Origin of the sequence: Streptomyces sp. NPDC057307, from assembly GCF_042667665.1 — a bacterium.
Taxonomy (GTDB): Bacteria; Actinomycetota; Actinomycetes; order Streptomycetales; family Streptomycetaceae; genus Streptomyces.
In genome coordinates this window covers 34,295-52,923 of the sequence record NZ_JBHUZM010000018.1, presented here as the reverse complement: position 1 = coordinate 52,923, position 18,629 = coordinate 34,295, and the positions used below count along the sequence as shown (strand labels likewise).

The window sequence follows — 18,629 nt, the reverse complement described above, 5'->3', positions numbered from 1 at the left end:
CTCACGCGTCCCCGGCACCCGCCGCACCCGCCGCACGCGTCAGCCGGCCGCCCAGCTCACGGACGTGCTCGATCAGCCGCGCCGGCTGACGGACCGTGAACTCGCAGTCCACCAGCGCCAGTCGGAGCGCCAGCCACTCCAGCGAATCGGCCGCGCTTCCCCGCAGCCGGCAACTGTCCGGACCGGTCGGCTCCGGCACACCGACCGAGGCGGGCAGCCGCGCCGCCACGAACTCGGCGGGCGCCGCGAAGCTCACGTCCAACTCCACCTGCGACTGCGCCCGTGACATGGAGCTGCTCAGAAACTCCGCCGCGTCCCCCGTCGGCAGCTCACGAGGCGTGAAGCGGGCCCCCGTCGGATACGGCTCGCTGACCCGGTCGAGCCGGAACGTACGCCAGTCCTCCCGCCCCAGGTCGTACGCGACGAGATACCAGCGCCGGGCCGTCGACACCAGGCGGTACGGCTCGACCTGCCGCTTGGTCTCCGCGCCGTCCCCGGCGCGGTAGCCGAACCGCAGCCGCTCCGTACCGGTGATCGCGGCGGCGATGGCCGTCAGCGTCCGCGGATCCACACTCGCGGCGTCGCCCCGGACGAGCAGCGGCACCGTCGCGGCCTGAAGCGTCGAGACCCGGTGCCGCAGCCGCGACGGCAACACCTGTTCCAGCTTCGCCAACGCCCGTACGGACGCCTCCTCGACGCCCTCGATGGCATGCCCCGCACCGGCCCGCAGCCCCACCGCGATGGCCACGGCCTCCTCGTCGTCCAGCAGCAGCGGCGGCATGGCGGCACCCGCGACCAGCCGGTACCCGCCGACCGCGCCCCTGCTGGCCTCGACCGGATAGCCGAGATCGCGCAGCCGGTCGATGTCCCGGCGAATCGTGCGCGCGCTGACGTCGAGACGCTCGGCCAGCTCGCTGCCCGGCCACTCGCGCGGGGTCTGGAGAAGCGACAGCAGATTCAGGAGTCGTGCCGGGGTGTCCGTCATACGTTCCAGAGTGGCAGCCATCTAGGACATGACCTGACCTAGATGATGACTAGCTTCCTCGCATGACTTCTCCAGCGACCTCCCCGGTCGCCCTACCTGACACAACCCTCGCCCCCGCCTCCACCCCCGTGCCGGCTCCGGGGCCCGCCGACCGCCGGCGCTGGCTGGCGCTGGCCGTGGTCATGACCGCGGCCTTCATGGACCTCGTCGACGTCACCATCGTCAACATCGCCATCCCCAGCATCGAACGGGACCTCTCCGCGAGCTTCGGCTCGATCCAGTGGATCACCGCCGGATACGCGCTGGCCTTCGCCGCCGGACTGATCACGGGCGGCAGGCTCGGCGACATCTACGGCCGCAAGCGCCTCTTCCTCCTGGGCATCACCGGCTTTACCCTCGCCTCCGCGCTCTGCGGCTTCGCGGTGAACCCCGAGATGCTCGTCGCCTCCCGGCTCCTCCAGGGCGCGATGGCCGCGCTGATGGTGCCTCAGGTGCTGGCGATCATCCATGTCACCTTCCCCGCGCACGAACGCGGCAAGGTCTTCGGGATGTTCGGCGCGATCGTCGGCCTCGGCGCGGTCTCGGGGCCGCTGCTCGGCGCGCTGCTCACCCAGTGGAACCTCTTCGGCCTCGAATGGCGCCCGATCTTCCTGATCAACCTGCCCGTCGGCATCGCCGGCGTGATCCTGGGCCGCAGGTTCATCACCGAGTCCAAGGCCCCGAAGGCCCTGCGGCTCGACGTGGTCGGCGTCGTCCTGGTGACCGGTGCGCTGCTGATGCTGATCTACCCGCTCACCCGCGGCCGCGAGCTGGGCTGGCCGCTCTGGGGCCACCTGTGCATGGCGGGCAGCTTGCTGGTGTTCGCGGCGTTCGTGGCGTACGAGAAGGTGAAGACCCGCAAGGACGGGTCACCGCTGGTGGAACTGTCCCTGTTCAAGGTCAAGAGCTTCGCCGCGGGCATCGCCGTACAGCTCACCTTCGGCGTCAGCCTCGGCATCTTCTTCCTGGTCTGGACGCTCTACATGCAGATCGGCCTCGGCTGGAGCCCGCTGCACGCCGGACTGACCGGGCTGCCGTTCTCGCTCGCCGTCTCCACGGCGGCGGGACTCTCCGTACAGAAGCTGGTCCCGCGCTTCGGCCGCAAGGTCCTCCAGACCGGCGCGCTGACGATGACCGCGGGCGTACTGATCTACCTCTGGGAGGCGGGTCGGTACGGCGCGGACATCAGCACCTGGCAGATGGTGCCGCCGCTGGTCGTGATGGGCCTCGGGATGGGCCTGATCGTGGCACCTCTGACGGACGCGGTGCTGTCGGACGTCCCGCGCGAGCACTCGGGTTCGGCGTCGGGCCTGATCAACACGGTGCAGCAGATGGGGACCGCGCTGGGTCTCGGGCTGGTGTCGGTGGTCTTCTTCGGGGTGGTGGACGACCGCGGGGCAACGACGCCGGACGCGGTGGCGACGGCGTTCACGGACGGGTTCCAGAACGCGCTGTGGTGGGTGGGGGCGGTACTGGTGGGGATCTTCCTGCTGATGTTCGCGCTGCCGAGGCGGCGGGGTGCGGGGGTGCATTGACCGGTGCCGCCCGGTGGTCGGTTTTGTCCTCAAGCGCCGGACGGGCTGGGGTGGTTGCGGTGGTGGCCGGGTGCCGCTCCGGGGTCATGGCCGGACGGCGTGACTTACGCCGCGTGCACGGCTCGTTGGACCCGAGGGAACCGGGCTTCCCACGCGGCACAAGTCAGCCTGAGTGTCCGACCACGACCCCTGCGCGTCCCCCTTCCAACCCGCAGACCGGCGGTAGGTGTGAACAGCGCCACGTGACGGCGTGAGGGGGGCGGGGTCGCAGGAGGGGTGTGTTCGGACACTCAGGCTGACTTGTGCCGCGTGAACAAGAACGTCTCATCGGGTCCAACGAACGTTGCACGCGGCGTAAGTCACGCCGTCCGGACATACCCCTCCGGAGACCCCGCACCCCGCCCACGACCGGTCACGGCAACCACCCCCAGCCCGTCCGGCGCTTGAGGACAACGACCACCGGGCGGCACCGGCAAACGAAACCCAGAAACCGCACCCCCGGAGGCGCCCGCCCACATGCGTTTACTTCCACGAACTCCCGCCGTAATGTGACCCCGAAACCACAGACTCGGGCACGGAACGGACTCAAACCCACATGTACGCACCAGAGCGGCAGCAAGAGATCCTGCGCCTCGCCCGCGAGGGCGGCCGCGTCGACGTGCTGTCGCTCGCCGAGGAGTTCCAGGTCACCGCCGAGACGGTCCGCCGCGACCTCAAGGCGCTCGACCGCGCCGGCCTCGTACGCCGGGTGCACGGCGGCGCCATCCCCGCCGGCCGACTCGACTTCGAGCCCGACCTCGCCGAGCGCGAGTCGACCGCCGCGGACGAGAAGGACCGCATCGCGCACGCCGCGCTCGCCGAACTGCCCCGCACCGGCAGCGTGATCCTCGACGCGGGCTCCACCGTCGCGCGGCTCGCCGCGGAGCTGCCGCTGGACAGCGAACTCACCGTCGTCACCCACGCGTTGCCCGTCGCCGCGCGCCTCGCCGACCACCCCGGCATCGACCTCCACCTCGTCGGCGGCAGGGTCCGGCACCGTACGCGCGCCGCCGTCGACGCGTGGGCCCTGCGCGCGTACGGCGAGATCCGCGCCGACGTCGTGTTCCTCGGCACCAACGGCTTCTCGCCGGACGGCGGCCTCACCACCCCCGACCTCGCCGAGGCGGCCGTCAAGGGCGCGCTCGTCGCGGCGGCACGCCGCGTCGTCCTGCTGGCGGACTCGGCCAAGCACGGCCAGGAACACTTCGCGCGCTTCGCCCGCCTCACCGACGTCGACCTGCTGATCACGGACACCGGCCTCGCCCTCGACGCCCGCGCGGCGATCGAGGCCGTGGGCACCGAGGTCCTCGGTGTCTAGGCCCTTCGAGCCCGTCCGGCGATCGAGGACAGGCCGCCCCACCGCCACCGCCCGGAGGGCCGCCGCGTGATCCTCACCGTCACCCCGAACCCCAGCCTGGACCGTACGTACGAGATACCCGCCCTGGACCGCGGTGAGGTCCTGCGTGCGACCGTCGAGCGGATGGACCCCGGCGGCAAGGGCGTCAACGTCTCGCGGGCGGTCGCGGCCGCCGGGCACCGTACCGTCGCCGTGCTGCCCCTCGGCGGCGCCCCCGGCGCGCTCGTCGCCCAACTCCTCGCCGGCCAGGGCATCGACGTCGCCCCCGTGCCGATCGCCGGCGCGACCCGCTCGAACATCGCCCTCGCCGAACCGGACGGCACGCTGACGAAGATCAACGCGCCCGGCCCCGAACTGACCCCGGCCGAGTCGGAGTCCCTGCTGTCCGCCCTCGACGACCATGCCGTGGCGGAGGGCGACTGGATCGCCTGCTGCGGCAGCCTGCCGCGCGGGCTTGGCCCGCGGTGGTACGCCGAACTCGTCGCCCGCGCCCACGCCGCCGGCGCCCGCATCGCGCTCGACACCTCCGGCGCCTCGCTGCTGGCCGCGCTCAAGGAACGCCCGGACGTCGTGAAGCCCAACGCCGAGGAACTGGCCGCCGCCGTCGGCCGCCCGCTGGCCACCGTCGGCGACGCGCTGAAGGCGGCGGAGGAACTGCTCACGTACGGTGCCGGCTCCGTCCTCGCCAGCCTCGGCGCCGACGGTCAGCTTCTGGTCTCCGGCGCGGGCGCCCACTTCGCCAGTGCCTCCGTCGCCACCGTCCGCAGCAACGTCGGCGCCGGTGACGCCTCCCTCGCGGGCTTCCTCGCGGCGGGCGGCACCGGCCCGGACGCGCTGGCCTCGGCCGTCGCCCACGGCGCGGCCGCCGTCCAACTGCCGGGCAGCGTGATGCCGTCGCCCGCGGACCTCGACCCGCGGGCGGTCACCGTGTCCGCCGACATCCCCCTGAACCGTCCCCTCTCGGAGCCCGCCTCATGACTTCTCCCCGTACGTCCGCACGAAGGAGCCCGCGATGAGCGACATGATCACCGCGGACCTGGTCGACCTCGACCTGGCCGCAGAGACGAAGGAAGCCGCGGCCCGCTCGCTGGCCGAACGCATGGTGGCCCTGGGCCGGGTCACCGACCTGGACGGCTTCCTCGCCGACGTGGCCGCCCGCGAGGCGCAGCTGCCGACCGGGCTCGACGGCGGGATAGGCATCCCGCACTGCCGCAGCGAGCACGTCACCGAGCCGACCCTGGCGTTCGGCCGCCCGGCCGAGGGCATCGACTTCGGGGCGCCCGACGGCCCGGCGGACCTGATCTTCCTGATCGCGGCCCCGGCGGGCGCCGACGACGCGCACCTGTCGATCCTGTCCGCCCTGGCCCGCCGTCTGATGGACCCGGACTTCACGGCGGCGCTGCGCGCGGCGACGGACCCGGTGGCGACCGCGCGCCTGATCAGCGGCGACGCGCCGCCGCAGACGCCCGCCCCGGCGGAGCCGGAACCGCCCGCCGAGGAAACCCCGCCCGCCGTCTTCCGTATCGTGGCCGTCACCTCCTGCCCCACCGGCATCGCGCACACCTACATGGCCGCCGAGGCCCTGGAACAGGCCGGCCAGGCCGAGGGCGTCGAGGTCGTCGTCGAACCGCAGGGCTCCGCCGGGTTCACCCGGATCGACCCCGCCGTCATCGCCGCCGCGGACGGCGTGATCTTCGCGCACGACGTACCGGTACGGGAGAAGGAACGCTTCGCCGGCAAACCGACCGTCGACGTCGGCGTCAAGGCGGGCATCAACCGCCCCGCAGAACTGATCGCCGAGGTCCGCGGCAAGGCGGCCCGCGGCGAGACCACGGCCCCCGCAGGCACCGGCTCACCCGTCGACGACGCGGGCGACCCCGGCGAGGGCTACGGCACCAAGCTGCGCAAGTGGCTGATGTCCGGCGTCAGTTACATGGTCCCCTTCGTCGCGGCCGGCGGACTCCTCATCGCCCTCGGCTTCGCCATCGGCGGCTACACCGTCGACAAGGCGCCCTCCGTCGCCGAGCACTTCGTCTGGACGGACTCCACGAGCTGGGCGGCTCTGCTGTTCCAGGTCGGCGGCCTCGCGTTCAGCTTCCTGGTGCCGGTGCTGGCGGGCTACATCGCGTACGGGATGGCCGACCGCCCCGGTCTGGTCCCCGGCTTCGTCGGCGGCTCCATCGCGCTCACCATCAACGCGGGCTTCCTGGGCGGTCTGGCCGCCGGTCTGATCGCGGGTGGCACGGTCATGGCGATCCAGCGGGTCAAGGTGCCCGCCGCGCTGCGCGGCATCATGCCGGTGGTCGTCATCCCACTGATCTCCTCCGCCGTCGTCGGTTTCCTGATGTTCCTGGTGGTCGGCAAGCCGATAGCCGAACTGCAGAAGGCCCTCACGGACTGGCTGTCGGGACTCTCCGGCACCAACGCGATCATCCTCGGCGTCGTCCTCGGCCTGATGATGTGCTTCGACCTGGGCGGACCGCTCAACAAGGTCGCCTACGCCTTCGCGGTCGGCGGCCTCGCCAACCCCAACGACGGCAGCCTGAAGGTGATGGCGGCCGTGATGGCGGCCGGCATGGTCCCACCGCTCGCCATGGCGCTGGCCACCGTCGTACGCGGTGGCCTCTTCACCCGCACCGAACGCGAGAACGGCAAGGCCGCGTGGGTGCTCGGCTCCTCGTTCATCACCGAGGGCGCGATCCCCTTCGCCGCCGCCGACCCGCTGCGCGTCATCCCGTCGGCCATGGCGGGCGGCGCGGTCACGGGCGCGCTGTCGATGCTCTTCGAGTGCACCCTGCGGGCCCCGCACGGCGGGATCTTCGTGCTCCCGCTGATCGGCAACCCGGTGCTCTATCTGATCGCGATCCTGGCCGGTACGGCGGTCAGTGCCGCCCTGGTCATCCTGCTGAAGGGCATGGGCGGTCGCGGCGACGGCAAGGACCTGGACGGCGCCGCCGCCCCGGAGTCCGGGGCCGCGCCCAAGGTCCCGGCCACCGTCTGAGCGGCCGCCTCACCCGGTCATCTGACCCGCGCGCGGAGCTCCATCGCTTCGCGCGCGGCGCTCTGCGCCGCGTACACCTCACACATATGACGGCCGTCGGGCGTCGCCGTGTGCTCGACCTCCCACAGGCTCGTCTCCGTGCCGTCCAGCAACAGGAACGCGTGCTCGTACAGCGTGAAACCCGCGTCCTTGCCCTCGACATGGCCGTGTCTGCCGAAGACCTGGGTGATCTGGTGGGCGAAGGCGGCCCGCAGCGGTCCCGCGACCTCCTCGCCCGGCCGGTCCACGTTCTCCGCGCGGCGCAGCACGCGGCGCGCGTGGTCGGCGGAGTTGTCCGGGAGATACACCCGGGGCAGCGGTGTCTGGGGCGCCGTCAGCAGGTCGCTGAGCAGGTCGAGATCGGCCGCGAGGTCGGACTCGAAGCTCGGATCGAGACTGACGCCGAGGCCCGACTCGAAACGGGACCCGAAGAGCGCGTCGGAATCGGCGGCGGGATCGAGGGCTTTGGGATCGATGGATCGGGGGGAGGGGCGGCGCAGCCGGGAGGCTGCCAGCCGTGCCTCGTACTCGTCGGTGTAGAGCTCGTGCTGTTCGGCGCCGTCGCGCCCGGTGTTGTGGACCAGCTCCCAGAGGGTGAGGGCGGTGCTGTCGGCAAGCAGGTAGGTATGCCGGTAGGTCTCGCGATGCAGTCCCGCACTGTGGTGCGAGGATCGCAATGAACTGGCGTGCGCCAGAGCGGAGTCGAGCCGCTCGATCACGGCGTCGGGCAGATCGAAGGAGTTGAGTGCCCGACCCAGGAGACGCTCTAGATGCGTCTCGCTTGTCTCATACGGATCGTTCAAGGTGGGTCTCCAGGCCGTCGCCACATGTCACTTGGTGATTGCATAACGTAGCCCCTGGGGCTGACATTGCGTCCCAAGTTTGGTAAAACGATTGGGGGCGCGCGGGAAGTTCCCTCAAGCCCCCCTCAACTCCCTTACGCCGCCGGTCAGTCCGAGCCGTACAGATCGCGGTACGCGGGGAACGTACCGCCCGGCCCGTCGACCCCCTCGGCCACCACCATCGCCCGGACGATCGCCCTGGTCACAGCGTCGGCCCCGGCCGCGAGGAGTTCGTTGAGCGCCAGCGGATCCGCGGTGTCGAGCGTGCGTTCCCCAGTGGCGAGCGTGAAGACCGTGTCGCCGTCATTGAGCATATGTACAGGACGGACGGCGCGCGCGATGCCGTCGTGCGCCGTCCCCGCGAGCTTCTGCGCCTGTGCCTTGGAAAGGTCGGCGTCGGTCGCCACGACGGCCAGCGTGGTGTTCAGCGGAGGCCGCCCGTCGCGCTCGCGCACCTCGGCGAGCCGCGCGAGGGCCGCCCCGTGCACACCGGCCGCAGGATAGGCGGGACGGCCCTGGAAGTACCGCCCGTACAGCACACCCGTCAGCGGATCCACCGCGGAGCCCGCCGCGTTCGCGACAACCAGCGCCGCGACGGTGATCCCGGACGCCAGCAGCACGCTCGCCGTACCGACGCCGCCCTTCAGCTGCCCCACCACGGCCCCGGTCCCGGCACCCACCGCTCCCTCGGCGACCGGTGCCCCCGATTCGGTACGGGCCGCCGCCTCCACCGCCGCGCGGCCCGTGGAGGCGTCGGGGCGGGCCCGCCAGTCGCCGCCGCGCCCGAGGTCGAAGACGCAGGCGGCCGGGACGACCGGCACCACCTGGGCCGGATCGGGCCCGACCCGGACGCCCCGCCCCCGCTCCTCCAGCCACGCCATCACGCCGGCGGCGGAGTCGAGCCCGTACGCGCTGCCGCCGGTCAGCACGATCGCCTCGACGCGTTGCACCAGATTGCGCGGATCCAGCGCGTCCGTCTCACGGGTGCCGGGACCCCCGCCCCGTACGTCCACGGCGGCGACCGCGCCACCCTCCGGCGCGAGGACGACCGTCGTACCGGAGAGCGCCCGGTCCCCGCCCACCCGCGCGTGGCCGACCCGGATCCCCGCCACATCCGTCAATGCGTCATTGGTTGCCATGGGCCCCATGCGTACCACGAGGTCGGACCCCGCCACGGCGGATCACCCCGTCCGCCACGCCCACCCCCGTACTCTGGACGCATGAGTACCGCCCGCACCTCCGGACCGCGTGACACCGTCACGGACCCGCCGCGACCGGCCCCGCCCAAGCCGGCGCCCCCGAAGCCGGGCCCGCCCAAGCCGCCGATCGTCTTCGACGACCCGCTGGACCGGCAGTCCTCCGACGACACGGACACCGGCTGGGGGGAGCGGCCGGCCGCGAGCGGCGACGGCGCCGCCGACCTGGCCCGCTTCCTCGACGAGAAGCCGCCCCACCACATCTGAGCGCCCGGAGCCCGACCGCACCGGCCGGGGTCTGTCCCGCGAGGATCCGCCGGACAGGCCCTACGGAGTGCCGCTCTGCTCCGGCCCACGCCGCTGAGCCACCAGGGCGTCCCTGATCTCCTTCAGCACCTCCAGCTCGCTCACCTCCATGACCTCCTCCACCTGCTCCTTGGCGGCCAGCAGCCTGGCGCGCCTGGCCAGATACTTCGCCATCGGCAGGACCATCAGGAAGTACACGACGGCGGCGGTGATCAGGAAGCTGAGTGTCGAGCTGAGGACCGTCCCCCACATGATCGGGATGCCCGACACGACGTCGCCCGCGGCGTTCGTCTCGCACGGCTCCTGCAGGCATGAGGTGTAGCGGTCCAGGTCCTTGGTGCCGAACGCGCCGACGACCGGATTGATGACGCCCTTCACCAGGGAGTTCACCACGTTGGTGAACGCGGCGCCGATGACCACCGCGACCGCGAGGTCGATCACGTTGCCACGCGTCAGGAAGGCTTTGAAGCCCTCCAGCAAGCTGTCCTTCTTGTCGCTCACGAGTGAGCCCTTCGTCGTGTGTGCCATGGGGGCGGCGATCGGGACCGCCAATCGCCTGGACACCATGGGCAACTCGCGCCCCGGCTGTCCAATCCGCCCATGCTTTCGTGTGACCAGTCTGCTCATCAGTACGACGGCTATGAGCCCGGACCGGCACAGGGCGGCTCAGCACAGCGTCACCGCCAGCCGGGAGTTCGTGCTCGCCCCCGCCAACTCGGCGGCCACGTCCCGCGCGACAGTCAGCAGGACCAGCGCCCCACCGTCGGCGGCGCTCTCCAGCGCCCGCGGGACTGATTGCACCCGCACCTCCGTGGCGAGCACCCGGGCGTCCGACTCCCCGCCACCGGGGGAGTGGGCGGCGGCGATCACATCGACCCGGTCGCCCGGACGCAGCAGCCGGACCGTCGCCACATCCGCGATGCGCACCGGCGCCGTCACCAACTCCACCTTCCGCGGGCCCGGCCGAGCGGCCGCGCCCGCACGGGACGCGCCACCCGCCGCCGCCTCGGCGCGGTCCTCCGCCCCGGCCGCGGCACCGGGACCACCCGCGCCCGACGCCGCCAACGCGGCCGCCGTCACGGCCAGTCCGGCCGCCATCGCGCGCCGCCGCCGGAGCAGCGCCCTGCGCAGCCGATGCCCGCCGCCGCGCACCCGCAGCGGATCGAACGCCGGCACCCCGCACGGGGCGGGCGCCGCGACCACCGGCACGGGCGGAAGGAACGGAGGATCAGAGGGCTGGGTGACGGGGGAGTGGGGAATGGAACGCGAAGAAGATGAAGAAGAACGGGACATGGCAACCACCACCTGCCGTGAGGAGTTTCTGCTGGCCGCTCCTCACGATCCACGCCCGGCCGAAATCCTGCCGAAGCCTGTGGACAACTACCCCGATGTGAATATCTCGCTCACCCGAACGAGGCCCACTTCAGGCGTTTACGGCAGCTCAAGCCCCGTATCGATGCCATCCAGCGCATGCGAGCACAGACAGTCCCGCGTCTCGCCGGCCTGCAGCCCGCCCACCGTGTCGAACAGCACCGTGCGCAGCCGGTCCACGTTGGAGGCGAAGACCTTCAGCACCTCCTCGTGCGAGACGCCCTCACCCGTCTCGGCCCCGGCGTCCAGGTCGGTCACGAGCGTCAACGACGTGTAGCAGAGCCCCAGTTCACGGGCGAGCACGGCCTCGGGGTGACCCGTCATCCCGACCACGGACCAGCCCATCGACGCGTGCCAGCGTGATTCGGCGCGGGTCGAGAAGCGCGGTCCCTCGACCACCACCAGCGTCCCGCCGTCCACCGGCTCCCACTCACGTCCACGCGCCGCGGCGAGCGCCGTCCTGCGCCCCTCGGGGCAGTAGGGATCGGCGAGCGAGATGTGGACGACCTTCGAAGCCCCGCCGTCGGGCAGCGGCACACCGTCGTAGTACGTCTGCGTACGCGCCTTCGTACGGTCCACCAACTGGTCCGGTACGAGCAGTGTCCCCGGCCCGAACTCCTGCCGCAGCCCGCCCACCGCGCACGGACCGAGCACCTGCCGCACGCCGACGGACCGCAGCGCCCACAGATTGGCGCGGTAGTTGATGCGGTGCGGGGCGATGTCGTGCGCGCGCCCGTGGCGCGGCAGGAACGCGACGCGCCTGCCCTCGACGTCGCCGAGGAACAGCGAGTCACTGGGCGGTCCGTAGGGGGTGTCGACGGTGACCTCGGTCACGTCGTCGAGGAATGAGTACAGGCCCGAGCCGCCGATGACGCCGATCTCCGCGGTCTCCGAGCCCTCTGCGTTCGCCTTGGTCGCCATGACGATCACCCTAGCCGGGGCCCGAGGGCTCGCGTGAGCGCGGCCGTGCGGGAACGCCGAGGACCCCGCCGTACCGCACGGCGGGGTCCCGGAGAGGAGGAATCAGGCGATCAGGCGGCGGAGGAACCGCTGGAGCCGGAGCTGCCGCTCGAAGCGCTCGACTTCGAGCCGGAGCCGGAGGAACCCGAACCCGACGAGGACGACGAAGAGCCGTTCGACGACGAGGACGAGGCCGACGACGAAGACGTCGACTTCGAGTCGGACGACGACGAGCCCGACGCGGAGGACGACTTGTCGCCCGAACCGCCCGAACCGCCCGAGTCACCCGAACCGTTCGACGCGCCCGCCTTGGCCGGCGTGCTGCTCGTGGACGAGCCGCGGCTGTCGTTCCGGTAGAAGCCGGAGCCCTTGAAAACGATGCCGACCGCCGAGAACACCTTCTTCAGGCGTCCTTCGCACGCGGGGCACACGGTGAGGGAATCATCGGTGAATTTCTGCACCGCCTCGAGGCCCTCGCCACAGTCGGTGCACTGGTACTGATAGGTCGGCACTTGTTCCTCCTGGCACTCTCACTCAATGAGTGCTAACGACGCTCCATAGTGACGTATTCCGCTGGATCAGTCCACTGCCACCGGCACGCGGTGACCCATTCCACGCGCGGCGACGAGCCCGGACGCCTTCGGCGTGAGCCGTGAGCGCAGCACGACGAGCGTGGCCAGAGCCAGCGCGGTGCCCACCAGTGGCACCACGAATCCGGCGCTCGCGCCGTGCGCGTCCGCCAGCTGACCGGCCACCGACACGGCCCCGGCCTGGCCCAGCGCGACCGCGCCGGTCAGCCAGGTGAAGGCCTCCGTACGGGCCCCGGCGGGGACCAGCGCCTCGATCAGCGTGTAGCCACTGATCAGCGCGGGCGCGATGAAGAGCCCGACCAGCAGGCCGAGCCCGGCGAGCAGCGGCACCGAGTGCACGGCCCACAGCCCGGAGGCGGCCAGCGTCAGGCCCACGTAGCCGGTGATCAGCCGGCGGCGGGGGCCGATCTTCCAGGCGATGGCACCGCACGCGATACCGGCGAGCATGTTGCCGGCGGCGAAGACTCCGTACAGAAGGCCGTTCGCGCCGGGGTTGCCGATCTCCTCGGCGAAGGCCGTGAGCGAGACCTGCATGCCGCCGAAGACCGAGCCGATACCGAGGAAGACCACGGCCAGCACGCGTACGCCGGGCACGGACAGCGCCGAGACAGGCGCGCCGCCCGACCCGGCCGCGCCGGTGGCGCTCTTCGAACCGGCCGCACCCTGCCGCCGTACCGGCTTCGGCTGCGTACCCCGCTGCGCGGCGAACAGCAGCCCGCCCGCCAGAGTCAGCGCCGCCTCGGCGACCAGTCCGGCCGCCGGGTGTACGCCGGTGCACAGCGCGGTCGCGAGGACGGGCCCGATGACGAAGGTGAACTCGTCCGTGACGGATTCGAAGGCGGCGGCTGTCGGCAGCAGCCGCGCGCGCTCCTCGGAGGTGCCGAGGACGGCCGCCCAGCGGGCCCGCACCATCGGCCCCACCTGCGGGATCGAGGCGCCTGTCGGTACGGCGGCGACGAACAGCGCCCACAGGGGCGCGCCCGCCAGCGCGAGCACGGTCAGGGCGGTGACGGACGCCGCGTGCAGCAGCACGCCGGGCACCAGCACCGCGCGCTGCCCGAACCGGTCGGCCAGCTTGCCGTTCTGCGGCGCGAAGAGCGCCATGGAGACACCGGTGACGGCGGCGACGATGCCCGCGCTGCCGTACGAACCGGAGGTGTGCTCGACGAGCAGCACGATGCCGATCGTCAGCATCGCGAAGGGCTGCCGCGCGGCGAAGCCGGGAAGCAGAAACGTCCAGGCGCCGGGTGTACGCAGCAACTGCCCGTAACCGGGACGGCGGGCCGGACTCGTTCCCTCGGAGGCGCCGGCGGTGGTGTCGACCGTGTCGGACACGGTCCTTGCCTTTCTGCCGCCTGGTGGCGCCCCCGGACGTGCGGGGGCTGCCGAGAGCTGTCCTCTTGCGCGGAACTGCGGTAGATACCCGGGTCCACTGAAGGGGACACCACGGCCGCCATACGGTCGCGCCAGCTCTGCGTCAGGCAGAGTTGGTCGATCAAGTCGGTGCGCCACGTCTTCTCGACGCGACAGGCACGGGCCTTATCCTACCCGGGAAATACCAGGAAGATCCCGGCCCGTACCTGTGATTGACGCCTCCGGACGGCACAGCCTTCGATTCCTCGGCGGCCCCCCATCAGGCCTCCGTCAGCCTCCGTCAGGCTTCCCGTCAGCCGGGCCCTCGGCCGATCCCGCCGACCCCGCTGCCCGGCCTCCTGGTCGGCCCACCAAGGCCACCCGCGCCACCCGCGCCCCCCGCGCCGCCGGCGCCACCTGTCCCACCCGTCCCGTTCGTCCCCAGCCAGTCGGCCAGCTTTCCGCCCTGCCCGACGGCCCGCAGCCGCCGCTCGGCCGCGTCCCGAACCGGATCCGTCGCCACCACCAGCAGTTCGTCCCCCCGCCGCAGCACGGTGGACGGCCCCGGCACGAAGCTCTTGTCCTCCCGTACGACCAGCGTGACCGCCGACCCCGGGGGCAGCCGCAGCTCGCCGACCTCCACGCCGTGCATCTTCGACCGCTCCGGGATGGCCACGGACAGCAGATGGCCGCGCAGCCGCTCCAGCGGCGCGGACTCGACCCCGAGGTCGGCCGCCTCGGCGGGGTCGCCGAGGTGCAGCATCCTGGCGACCCAGGGCAGCGTCGGCCCCTGCACGAGCGTGTAGACGACGACCAGCACGAAGACGATGTTGAAGATCCGGTGGCTGCCCTCGATCCCCGAGACCATCGGGATGGTCGCCATGACGATGGGCACGGCGCCGCGCAGCCCCGCCCACGACATCAGCGCCTTCTCCTGCCAGGGGATACGGAACGGCGCGAGGCTGACCAGCACGGACAGGGGCCGCGCCACCGCGGTCAGCACCAGACCCACTATCACCGCGGGCCAGAAGTCGTCGCCCAGTTCGTGCGGTGTCACCAGCAGCCCGAGCAGGACGAACATGCCGATCTGCGCGAGCCAGCCGAGCCCCTCCGCGAAACCACGGGTCGCGGGCGCGTGCGGCAGCTTGGAGTTCCCCAGCAGCATGGAGGCCAGATACACGGCGAGGAACCCGCTGCCGTGCGCCATGGCCCCCGCCGCGTACGCGACGACGGCGATGGCCATCACGGCGATCGGATACAGGCCGGAGGCCGGCAGCGCCACATGCCGGAGCCCGAAGGCGCCCAGCCAGCCGACCGCGATCCCGATGGCGGCGCCGATGGCCAGTTCCAGGACGATCTCGCCGACCAGTACGTACCAGTGCTCCACCGGTCCGACGGTCGACAGCGCCACGACCATGATCACCACGGGGGCGTCGTTGAACCCCGACTCCGCCTCCAGCGCGCCCGTCACCCTCGACGGCAGCGGAATCTTCCTCAGTACGGAGAAGACGGCGGCGGCGTCCGTGGACGAGACGACCGCGCCGATGATCAGCGCCTGCCGCCAGTCCAGACCGACGAGATAGTGCGCGGCGGTCGCGGTGACGCCCACGCTCACCCCGACACCGACGGTCGACAGGGCGACGGCGGCCGGCAACGCGGGTTTGGCCTCTTTCCACTTGGCGGCGAGGCCGCCCTCGGCGAGGATCACGACCAGGGCGGCGTAGCCGATCACCTGGGTCAGCTCGGCGTTGTCGAACTTGACGTTGAAGATGCCGTCCTGGCCTATGACGACGCCGATCCCGAGGTAGAGCAGCAGGCTGGGCAGCCCGCTCCGGGACGAGATCCGTACCGCGGCGACTGCGATCAGCAGCACGAGCGAGCAGATGAGCAGGAGTTCATTGAGCTGGTGGACAGTCAGCGGCCGATCCTTCCCCTCGCGCACACCGGATCGTTTCTCCGGCAGTAGGCACTTCGTTACCTTACCTAATCTTTAACGTTTTCTTGACGCGATCGATCGCCCGTGCGATCGATCGCGTGATTTCCTGTGTGATCGTCCGAGGAGTCCCGCCAGGTGGCGGTCCGGGTCGTGGTCCGGGTCGTACTAGTGACACCGCGTCGGGACGGGTGAAGCGCTGCGCCTATGGTTGCTGCAGCATTCCAGGACCACCCTGCCCCTCGAAGGACAGCGATGCCCGCCAACTCAACGCCCCCTGCCACCAAAAAGAAGGGGCGACGCGCCCGCTTTGTCGTGATCGTCCTGGTGCTGGCGCTGGTAGCAGGCGTTGGTTACGGCGCCTACTGGGGCGTCAGCACCGTGCGTGCCTCGCTCCCGCAGACCACCGGCACGATCAAGCTGCCGGGACTCGACGGCCAGGTCGAGGTCAAGCGCGACAGTTACGGCATCCCGCAGATCTACGCGAACACCGACAAGGACCTGTTCCGCGCGCAGGGCTACGTCCAGGCGCAGGACCGCTTCTGGGAGATGGACGTCCGGCGCCACATGACCTCGGGCCGGCTCTCCGAGATGTTCGGCAAGGGGCAGGTCGAGACGGACGAGTTCCTGCGCACGCTGGGCTGGCGGCAGGTGGCCCAGGAGGAGTACGACACCAAGCTCTCGGACGAGACGAAGAGGAACCTCCAGTCGTACGCGGACGGCGTCAACGACTACCTCAAGGGCCGCGACGGCAAGGACATCTCCGTCGAGTACGCCGCGCTGAACTTCACCAACGACTACAAGCCCGCGAAGTGGACCCCCGTCGACTCCGTGGCCTGGCTCAAGGCGATGGCGTGGGACCTGCGCGCCAACATGCAGGACGAGATCGACCGTTCGCTGCTCACGAGCAGGATGGACGAGAAGCAGATCGAGGACCTGTATCCGTCGTATCCGTACGACAGGAACCAGCCGATCGTCTCCGAGGGCGCGGTCGACCCGCTCGCGGAGAAGTTCGACCCCAAGGCCGAACCGGGCGACGCGACAGGCGACGGCACGGGAACAGGGACCGGTACGGGAACAGGGACAGGAACCGGCACGGGCACCGGCACAGGTACCGGCACCGGCGTGGGTGACGCCGTCCAGGGCCTGGAGTCCCAGCTCGACGCCCTCTCCGGCACCCTCGACGAGATCCCCGCCCTCCTCGGCCCCAGCGGCAGCGGCATCGGCTCCAACTCGTGGGTCGTCTCCGGCAAGTACACGACCACCGGCAACCCGCTGCTCGCGAACGACCCGCACCTCGCGCCCCAACTGCCCTCCGTCTGGTACCAGATGGGCCTGCACTGCCGCAGTTTCACCAAGGACTGCCAGTACGACGTGGCCGGCTACACCTTCGCCGGAATGCCGGGCGTCATCATCGGCCACAACAAGGACATCGCCTGGGGCATGACCAACCTCGGCGCCGACGTGACCGACCTCTATCTGGAGAAGGTCAACGGCGACACCTACCAGTACGGGAACGAGCAGAAGAAGTTCAAGACCCGTCAGGAGACGATCAAGGTCGCCGGGGGTGAGAGCCGGACCATCACGGTCCGCTCCACCGAGGACGACCGCCCGGTCGTCTCCGACCGCGACTCCGAACTGCGCAAGGTCGGCGACAAGGCCCCCGTCAACAACGCGGCCCCCGACCGCGGCGAGGGTTACGCGGTCTCCCTCCAGTGGACCGCCCTCGAGCCCGGCAAGTCCATGGACGCGGTCTTCGCGCTCAACAAGGCCAAGAACTTCCCGGAGTTCCGCAAGGCGGCCGAGAACTTCGAGGTCCCCTCGCAGAATCTGATCTACGCGGACACGAAGGGCAAGATCGGCTACCAGGCGCCCGGCCGGATCCCGATCCGCGCCGAGGGCGACGGCTCGATGCCGGCCCCCGGCTGGAACCCGAAGTACCGCTGGGAGGGCTACATCCCCTTCGACGAGCTTCCTTACGAGGAGGACCCGGAGCGCGGCTACATCGTCACCGCCAACCAGGCCGTCATCGACTCGGACGACTATCCGTACCCGCTGACCGAGGACTGGGGCTACGGCGCCCGCAGTCAGCGGATCAACGAGCTGATCAAGTCGAAGATCAAGGACGGCGGCAAGATCTCCACCGACGACATGCGCACCATGCAGACCGACAACCACAGCGAGATCGCCCAGCTGCTGATGCCGCACCTGGTGAAGATCGATGTCTCGGACCCCGCCATCCGCGAGGCCCAGAAACTCCTCGAAGGCTGGGACTACTCCCAGGAGCCGGACTCGGCGGCGGCCGCGTACTTCAACGCGGTCTGGAGCAACGTCCTCAAGCTCGCCTTCGGGAACAAGCTTCCCAAGGAGCTGCGCGCCAAGGGCGATTGCCTCAACGTGCGCCCCGCCGACAGCACGGGCCCGGCCGACGACCTCGACGAGCTGGTACGGGAGTGCGGCCAGCGCTCCGCGGACTCGGCGCAGCCCGACGGCGGCGACCGCTGGTTCGAGATCGTCCGCAAGATCCTCAAGGATGAGGACAACACCTGGTGGCAGGCCCCGAAGACCCGTACGGAGAAGGCCGCCACGACCCGTGACGAGCTGCTGCTGCGCGCCCTCACGGACGCCCGCTGGGAGCTGACCGCCAAGCTCGGCAAGGACGTCTCCACCTGGAGCTGGGGCCGGCTGCACCAGCTGACCCTGGAGAACCAGACCCTCGGTACGGAGGGGCCCGACATCGTGAAGTCCCTGCTCAACCGCGGCCCCTGGAACCTGGGCGGCGGCGAGGCCGCGGTCAACGCCACGGGCTGGAACGCGGCCGGCGGCTACGAGGTCATGTGGGTGCCGTCGATGCGGATGGTGGTCAACGTCGGCGACTGGGACAAGTCCCGCTGGATCAACCTGACGGGTGCCTCGGGGCACGCGTACAGCGCGAACTACACCGACCAGACGGAGAAGTGGGCCAAGGGCGAACTGCTCGACTGGTCGTTCACCAGCAGAGCCGTGGAGGAGAGCACGGGGGACACCCTGACGCTCGCGCCGTAGAGCACCCCGCCCGGCCGGCGGCCCCGGCCGGGCACGCC

At 71.1% G+C, this 18,629-nt stretch carries 15 protein-coding genes; 6 read left to right on the top strand and 9 right to left on the bottom strand.

Going from position 1 to position 18,629, the window contains the following annotated elements; translation table 11 throughout:
• Position 1 precedes the first annotated feature (1 nt).
• Positions 2 to 985: a helix-turn-helix transcriptional regulator gene (locus ACFUN8_RS10125; protein ID WP_383634157.1), complete on the bottom strand. Its 984-nt coding sequence runs from the start codon at positions 983 to 985 to the stop codon at positions 2 to 4.
• A gap of 62 nt (positions 986 to 1,047) precedes the next feature.
• On the opposite strand from ACFUN8_RS10125, the gene ACFUN8_RS10120 reads away from it, so the two are divergent.
• From ACFUN8_RS10120 to ACFUN8_RS10105, 4 genes are all read left to right on the top strand, one after another.
• Positions 1,048 to 2,559, top strand: a complete 1,512-nt coding sequence (locus ACFUN8_RS10120; protein ID WP_383634155.1) for an MFS transporter — start codon at positions 1,048 to 1,050, stop codon at positions 2,557 to 2,559.
• Positions 2,560 to 3,154: 595 nt separating this feature from the next.
• The gene (locus ACFUN8_RS10115; RefSeq protein WP_383634153.1) at positions 3,155 to 3,916 is read left to right on the top strand and encodes a DeoR/GlpR family DNA-binding transcription regulator; all 762 of its coding nucleotides are present in this window, start codon (positions 3,155 to 3,157) and stop codon (positions 3,914 to 3,916) included.
• A 66-nt stretch (positions 3,917 to 3,982) separates the two neighbouring features.
• On the top strand, positions 3,983 to 4,933 hold the full coding sequence (gene pfkB / locus ACFUN8_RS10110; RefSeq protein WP_383634151.1) for a 1-phosphofructokinase: 951 nt from the start codon (positions 3,983 to 3,985) through the stop codon (positions 4,931 to 4,933).
• 34 nt (positions 4,934 to 4,967) lie between these two features.
• Positions 4,968 to 6,956: a fructose-specific PTS transporter subunit EIIC gene (locus tag ACFUN8_RS10105; RefSeq protein ID WP_383634149.1), complete on the top strand. Its 1,989-nt coding sequence runs from the start codon at positions 4,968 to 4,970 to the stop codon at positions 6,954 to 6,956.
• A 17-nt stretch (positions 6,957 to 6,973) separates the two neighbouring features.
• On the opposite strand, the gene ACFUN8_RS10100 is transcribed toward ACFUN8_RS10105, so the two are convergent.
• Positions 6,974 to 7,798 (bottom strand): DUF6227 family protein, encoded by an 825-nt coding sequence (locus ACFUN8_RS10100; RefSeq protein WP_383634147.1) that lies wholly within the window; start codon positions 7,796 to 7,798, stop codon positions 6,974 to 6,976.
• Between the two features lie 146 nt (positions 7,799 to 7,944).
• The gene (locus ACFUN8_RS10095; RefSeq protein WP_383634145.1) at positions 7,945 to 8,976 is read right to left on the bottom strand and encodes a P1 family peptidase; all 1,032 of its coding nucleotides are present in this window, start codon (positions 8,974 to 8,976) and stop codon (positions 7,945 to 7,947) included.
• Between the two features lie 81 nt (positions 8,977 to 9,057).
• Between ACFUN8_RS10095 and ACFUN8_RS10090 the strand changes: the two genes are divergently transcribed.
• On the top strand, positions 9,058 to 9,300 hold the full coding sequence (locus ACFUN8_RS10090) for a hypothetical protein (protein WP_383634143.1): 243 nt from the start codon (positions 9,058 to 9,060) through the stop codon (positions 9,298 to 9,300).
• Positions 9,301 to 9,360: 60 nt separating this feature from the next.
• Here the strand turns inward: ACFUN8_RS10090 and ACFUN8_RS10085 are convergent, their stop codons facing one another.
• The 6 genes from ACFUN8_RS10085 to ACFUN8_RS10060 all read right to left on the bottom strand — a co-directional run bounded on the left by ACFUN8_RS10085 (position 9,361) and on the right by ACFUN8_RS10060 (position 15,531).
• Complete coding sequence (locus ACFUN8_RS10085) at positions 9,361 to 9,867, bottom strand: MscL family protein (protein WP_383634141.1); 507 nt, start codon at positions 9,865 to 9,867, stop codon at positions 9,361 to 9,363.
• 138 nt (positions 9,868 to 10,005) lie between these two features.
• Positions 10,006 to 10,548 (bottom strand): hypothetical protein, encoded by a 543-nt coding sequence (locus ACFUN8_RS10080; protein WP_383634139.1) that lies wholly within the window; start codon positions 10,546 to 10,548, stop codon positions 10,006 to 10,008.
• Between the two features lie 222 nt (positions 10,549 to 10,770).
• Complete coding sequence (locus ACFUN8_RS10075) at positions 10,771 to 11,631, bottom strand: S-methyl-5'-thioadenosine phosphorylase (RefSeq protein WP_383634137.1); 861 nt, start codon at positions 11,629 to 11,631, stop codon at positions 10,771 to 10,773.
• Between the two features lie 110 nt (positions 11,632 to 11,741).
• A complete protein-coding gene (locus ACFUN8_RS10070) occupies positions 11,742 to 12,182 on the bottom strand; it encodes an FmdB family zinc ribbon protein (protein WP_383634135.1) in 441 nt (146 codons plus the stop codon).
• Positions 12,183 to 12,248: 66 nt separating this feature from the next.
• Positions 12,249 to 13,595, bottom strand: a complete 1,347-nt coding sequence (locus ACFUN8_RS10065) for an MFS transporter (protein WP_383634133.1) — start codon at positions 13,593 to 13,595, stop codon at positions 12,249 to 12,251.
• 331 nt (positions 13,596 to 13,926) lie between these two features.
• The gene (locus ACFUN8_RS10060; RefSeq protein ID WP_383634219.1) at positions 13,927 to 15,531 is read right to left on the bottom strand and encodes a potassium/proton antiporter; all 1,605 of its coding nucleotides are present in this window, start codon (positions 15,529 to 15,531) and stop codon (positions 13,927 to 13,929) included.
• A 270-nt stretch (positions 15,532 to 15,801) separates the two neighbouring features.
• Between ACFUN8_RS10060 and ACFUN8_RS10055 the strand changes: the two genes are divergently transcribed.
• Positions 15,802 to 18,591, top strand: a complete 2,790-nt coding sequence (locus ACFUN8_RS10055; protein ID WP_383634131.1) for a penicillin acylase family protein — start codon at positions 15,802 to 15,804, stop codon at positions 18,589 to 18,591.
• Positions 18,592 to 18,629: the final 38 nt, after the last annotated feature.

What these genes read in the sequence shown, in the direction of transcription:
- ACFUN8_RS10115 (WP_383634153.1), top strand. Translation starts at nt 3,155, where the DNA reads ATGTACGCACCAGAGCGGCAGCAAGAGATCCTGCGCCTCGCCCGCGAG.
- ACFUN8_RS10125 (WP_383634157.1), bottom strand. Translation starts at nt 985, where the DNA reads ATGACGGACACCCCGGCACGACTCCTGAATCTGCTGTCGCTTCTCCAG.
- ACFUN8_RS10075 (WP_383634137.1), bottom strand. Translation starts at nt 11,631, where the DNA reads ATGGCGACCAAGGCGAACGCAGAGGGCTCGGAGACCGCGGAGATCGGC.
- ACFUN8_RS10090 (WP_383634143.1), top strand. Translation starts at nt 9,058, where the DNA reads ATGAGTACCGCCCGCACCTCCGGACCGCGTGACACCGTCACGGACCCG.
- ACFUN8_RS10055 (WP_383634131.1), top strand. Translation starts at nt 15,802, where the DNA reads ATGCCCGCCAACTCAACGCCCCCTGCCACCAAAAAGAAGGGGCGACGC.
- ACFUN8_RS10095 (WP_383634145.1), bottom strand. Translation starts at nt 8,976, where the DNA reads ATGGCAACCAATGACGCATTGACGGATGTGGCGGGGATCCGGGTCGGC.
- ACFUN8_RS10085 (WP_383634141.1), bottom strand. Translation starts at nt 9,867, where the DNA reads ATGGCACACACGACGAAGGGCTCACTCGTGAGCGACAAGAAGGACAGC.
- ACFUN8_RS10105 (WP_383634149.1), top strand. Translation starts at nt 4,968, where the DNA reads ATGAGCGACATGATCACCGCGGACCTGGTCGACCTCGACCTGGCCGCA.
- ACFUN8_RS10120 (WP_383634155.1), top strand. Translation starts at nt 1,048, where the DNA reads ATGACTTCTCCAGCGACCTCCCCGGTCGCCCTACCTGACACAACCCTC.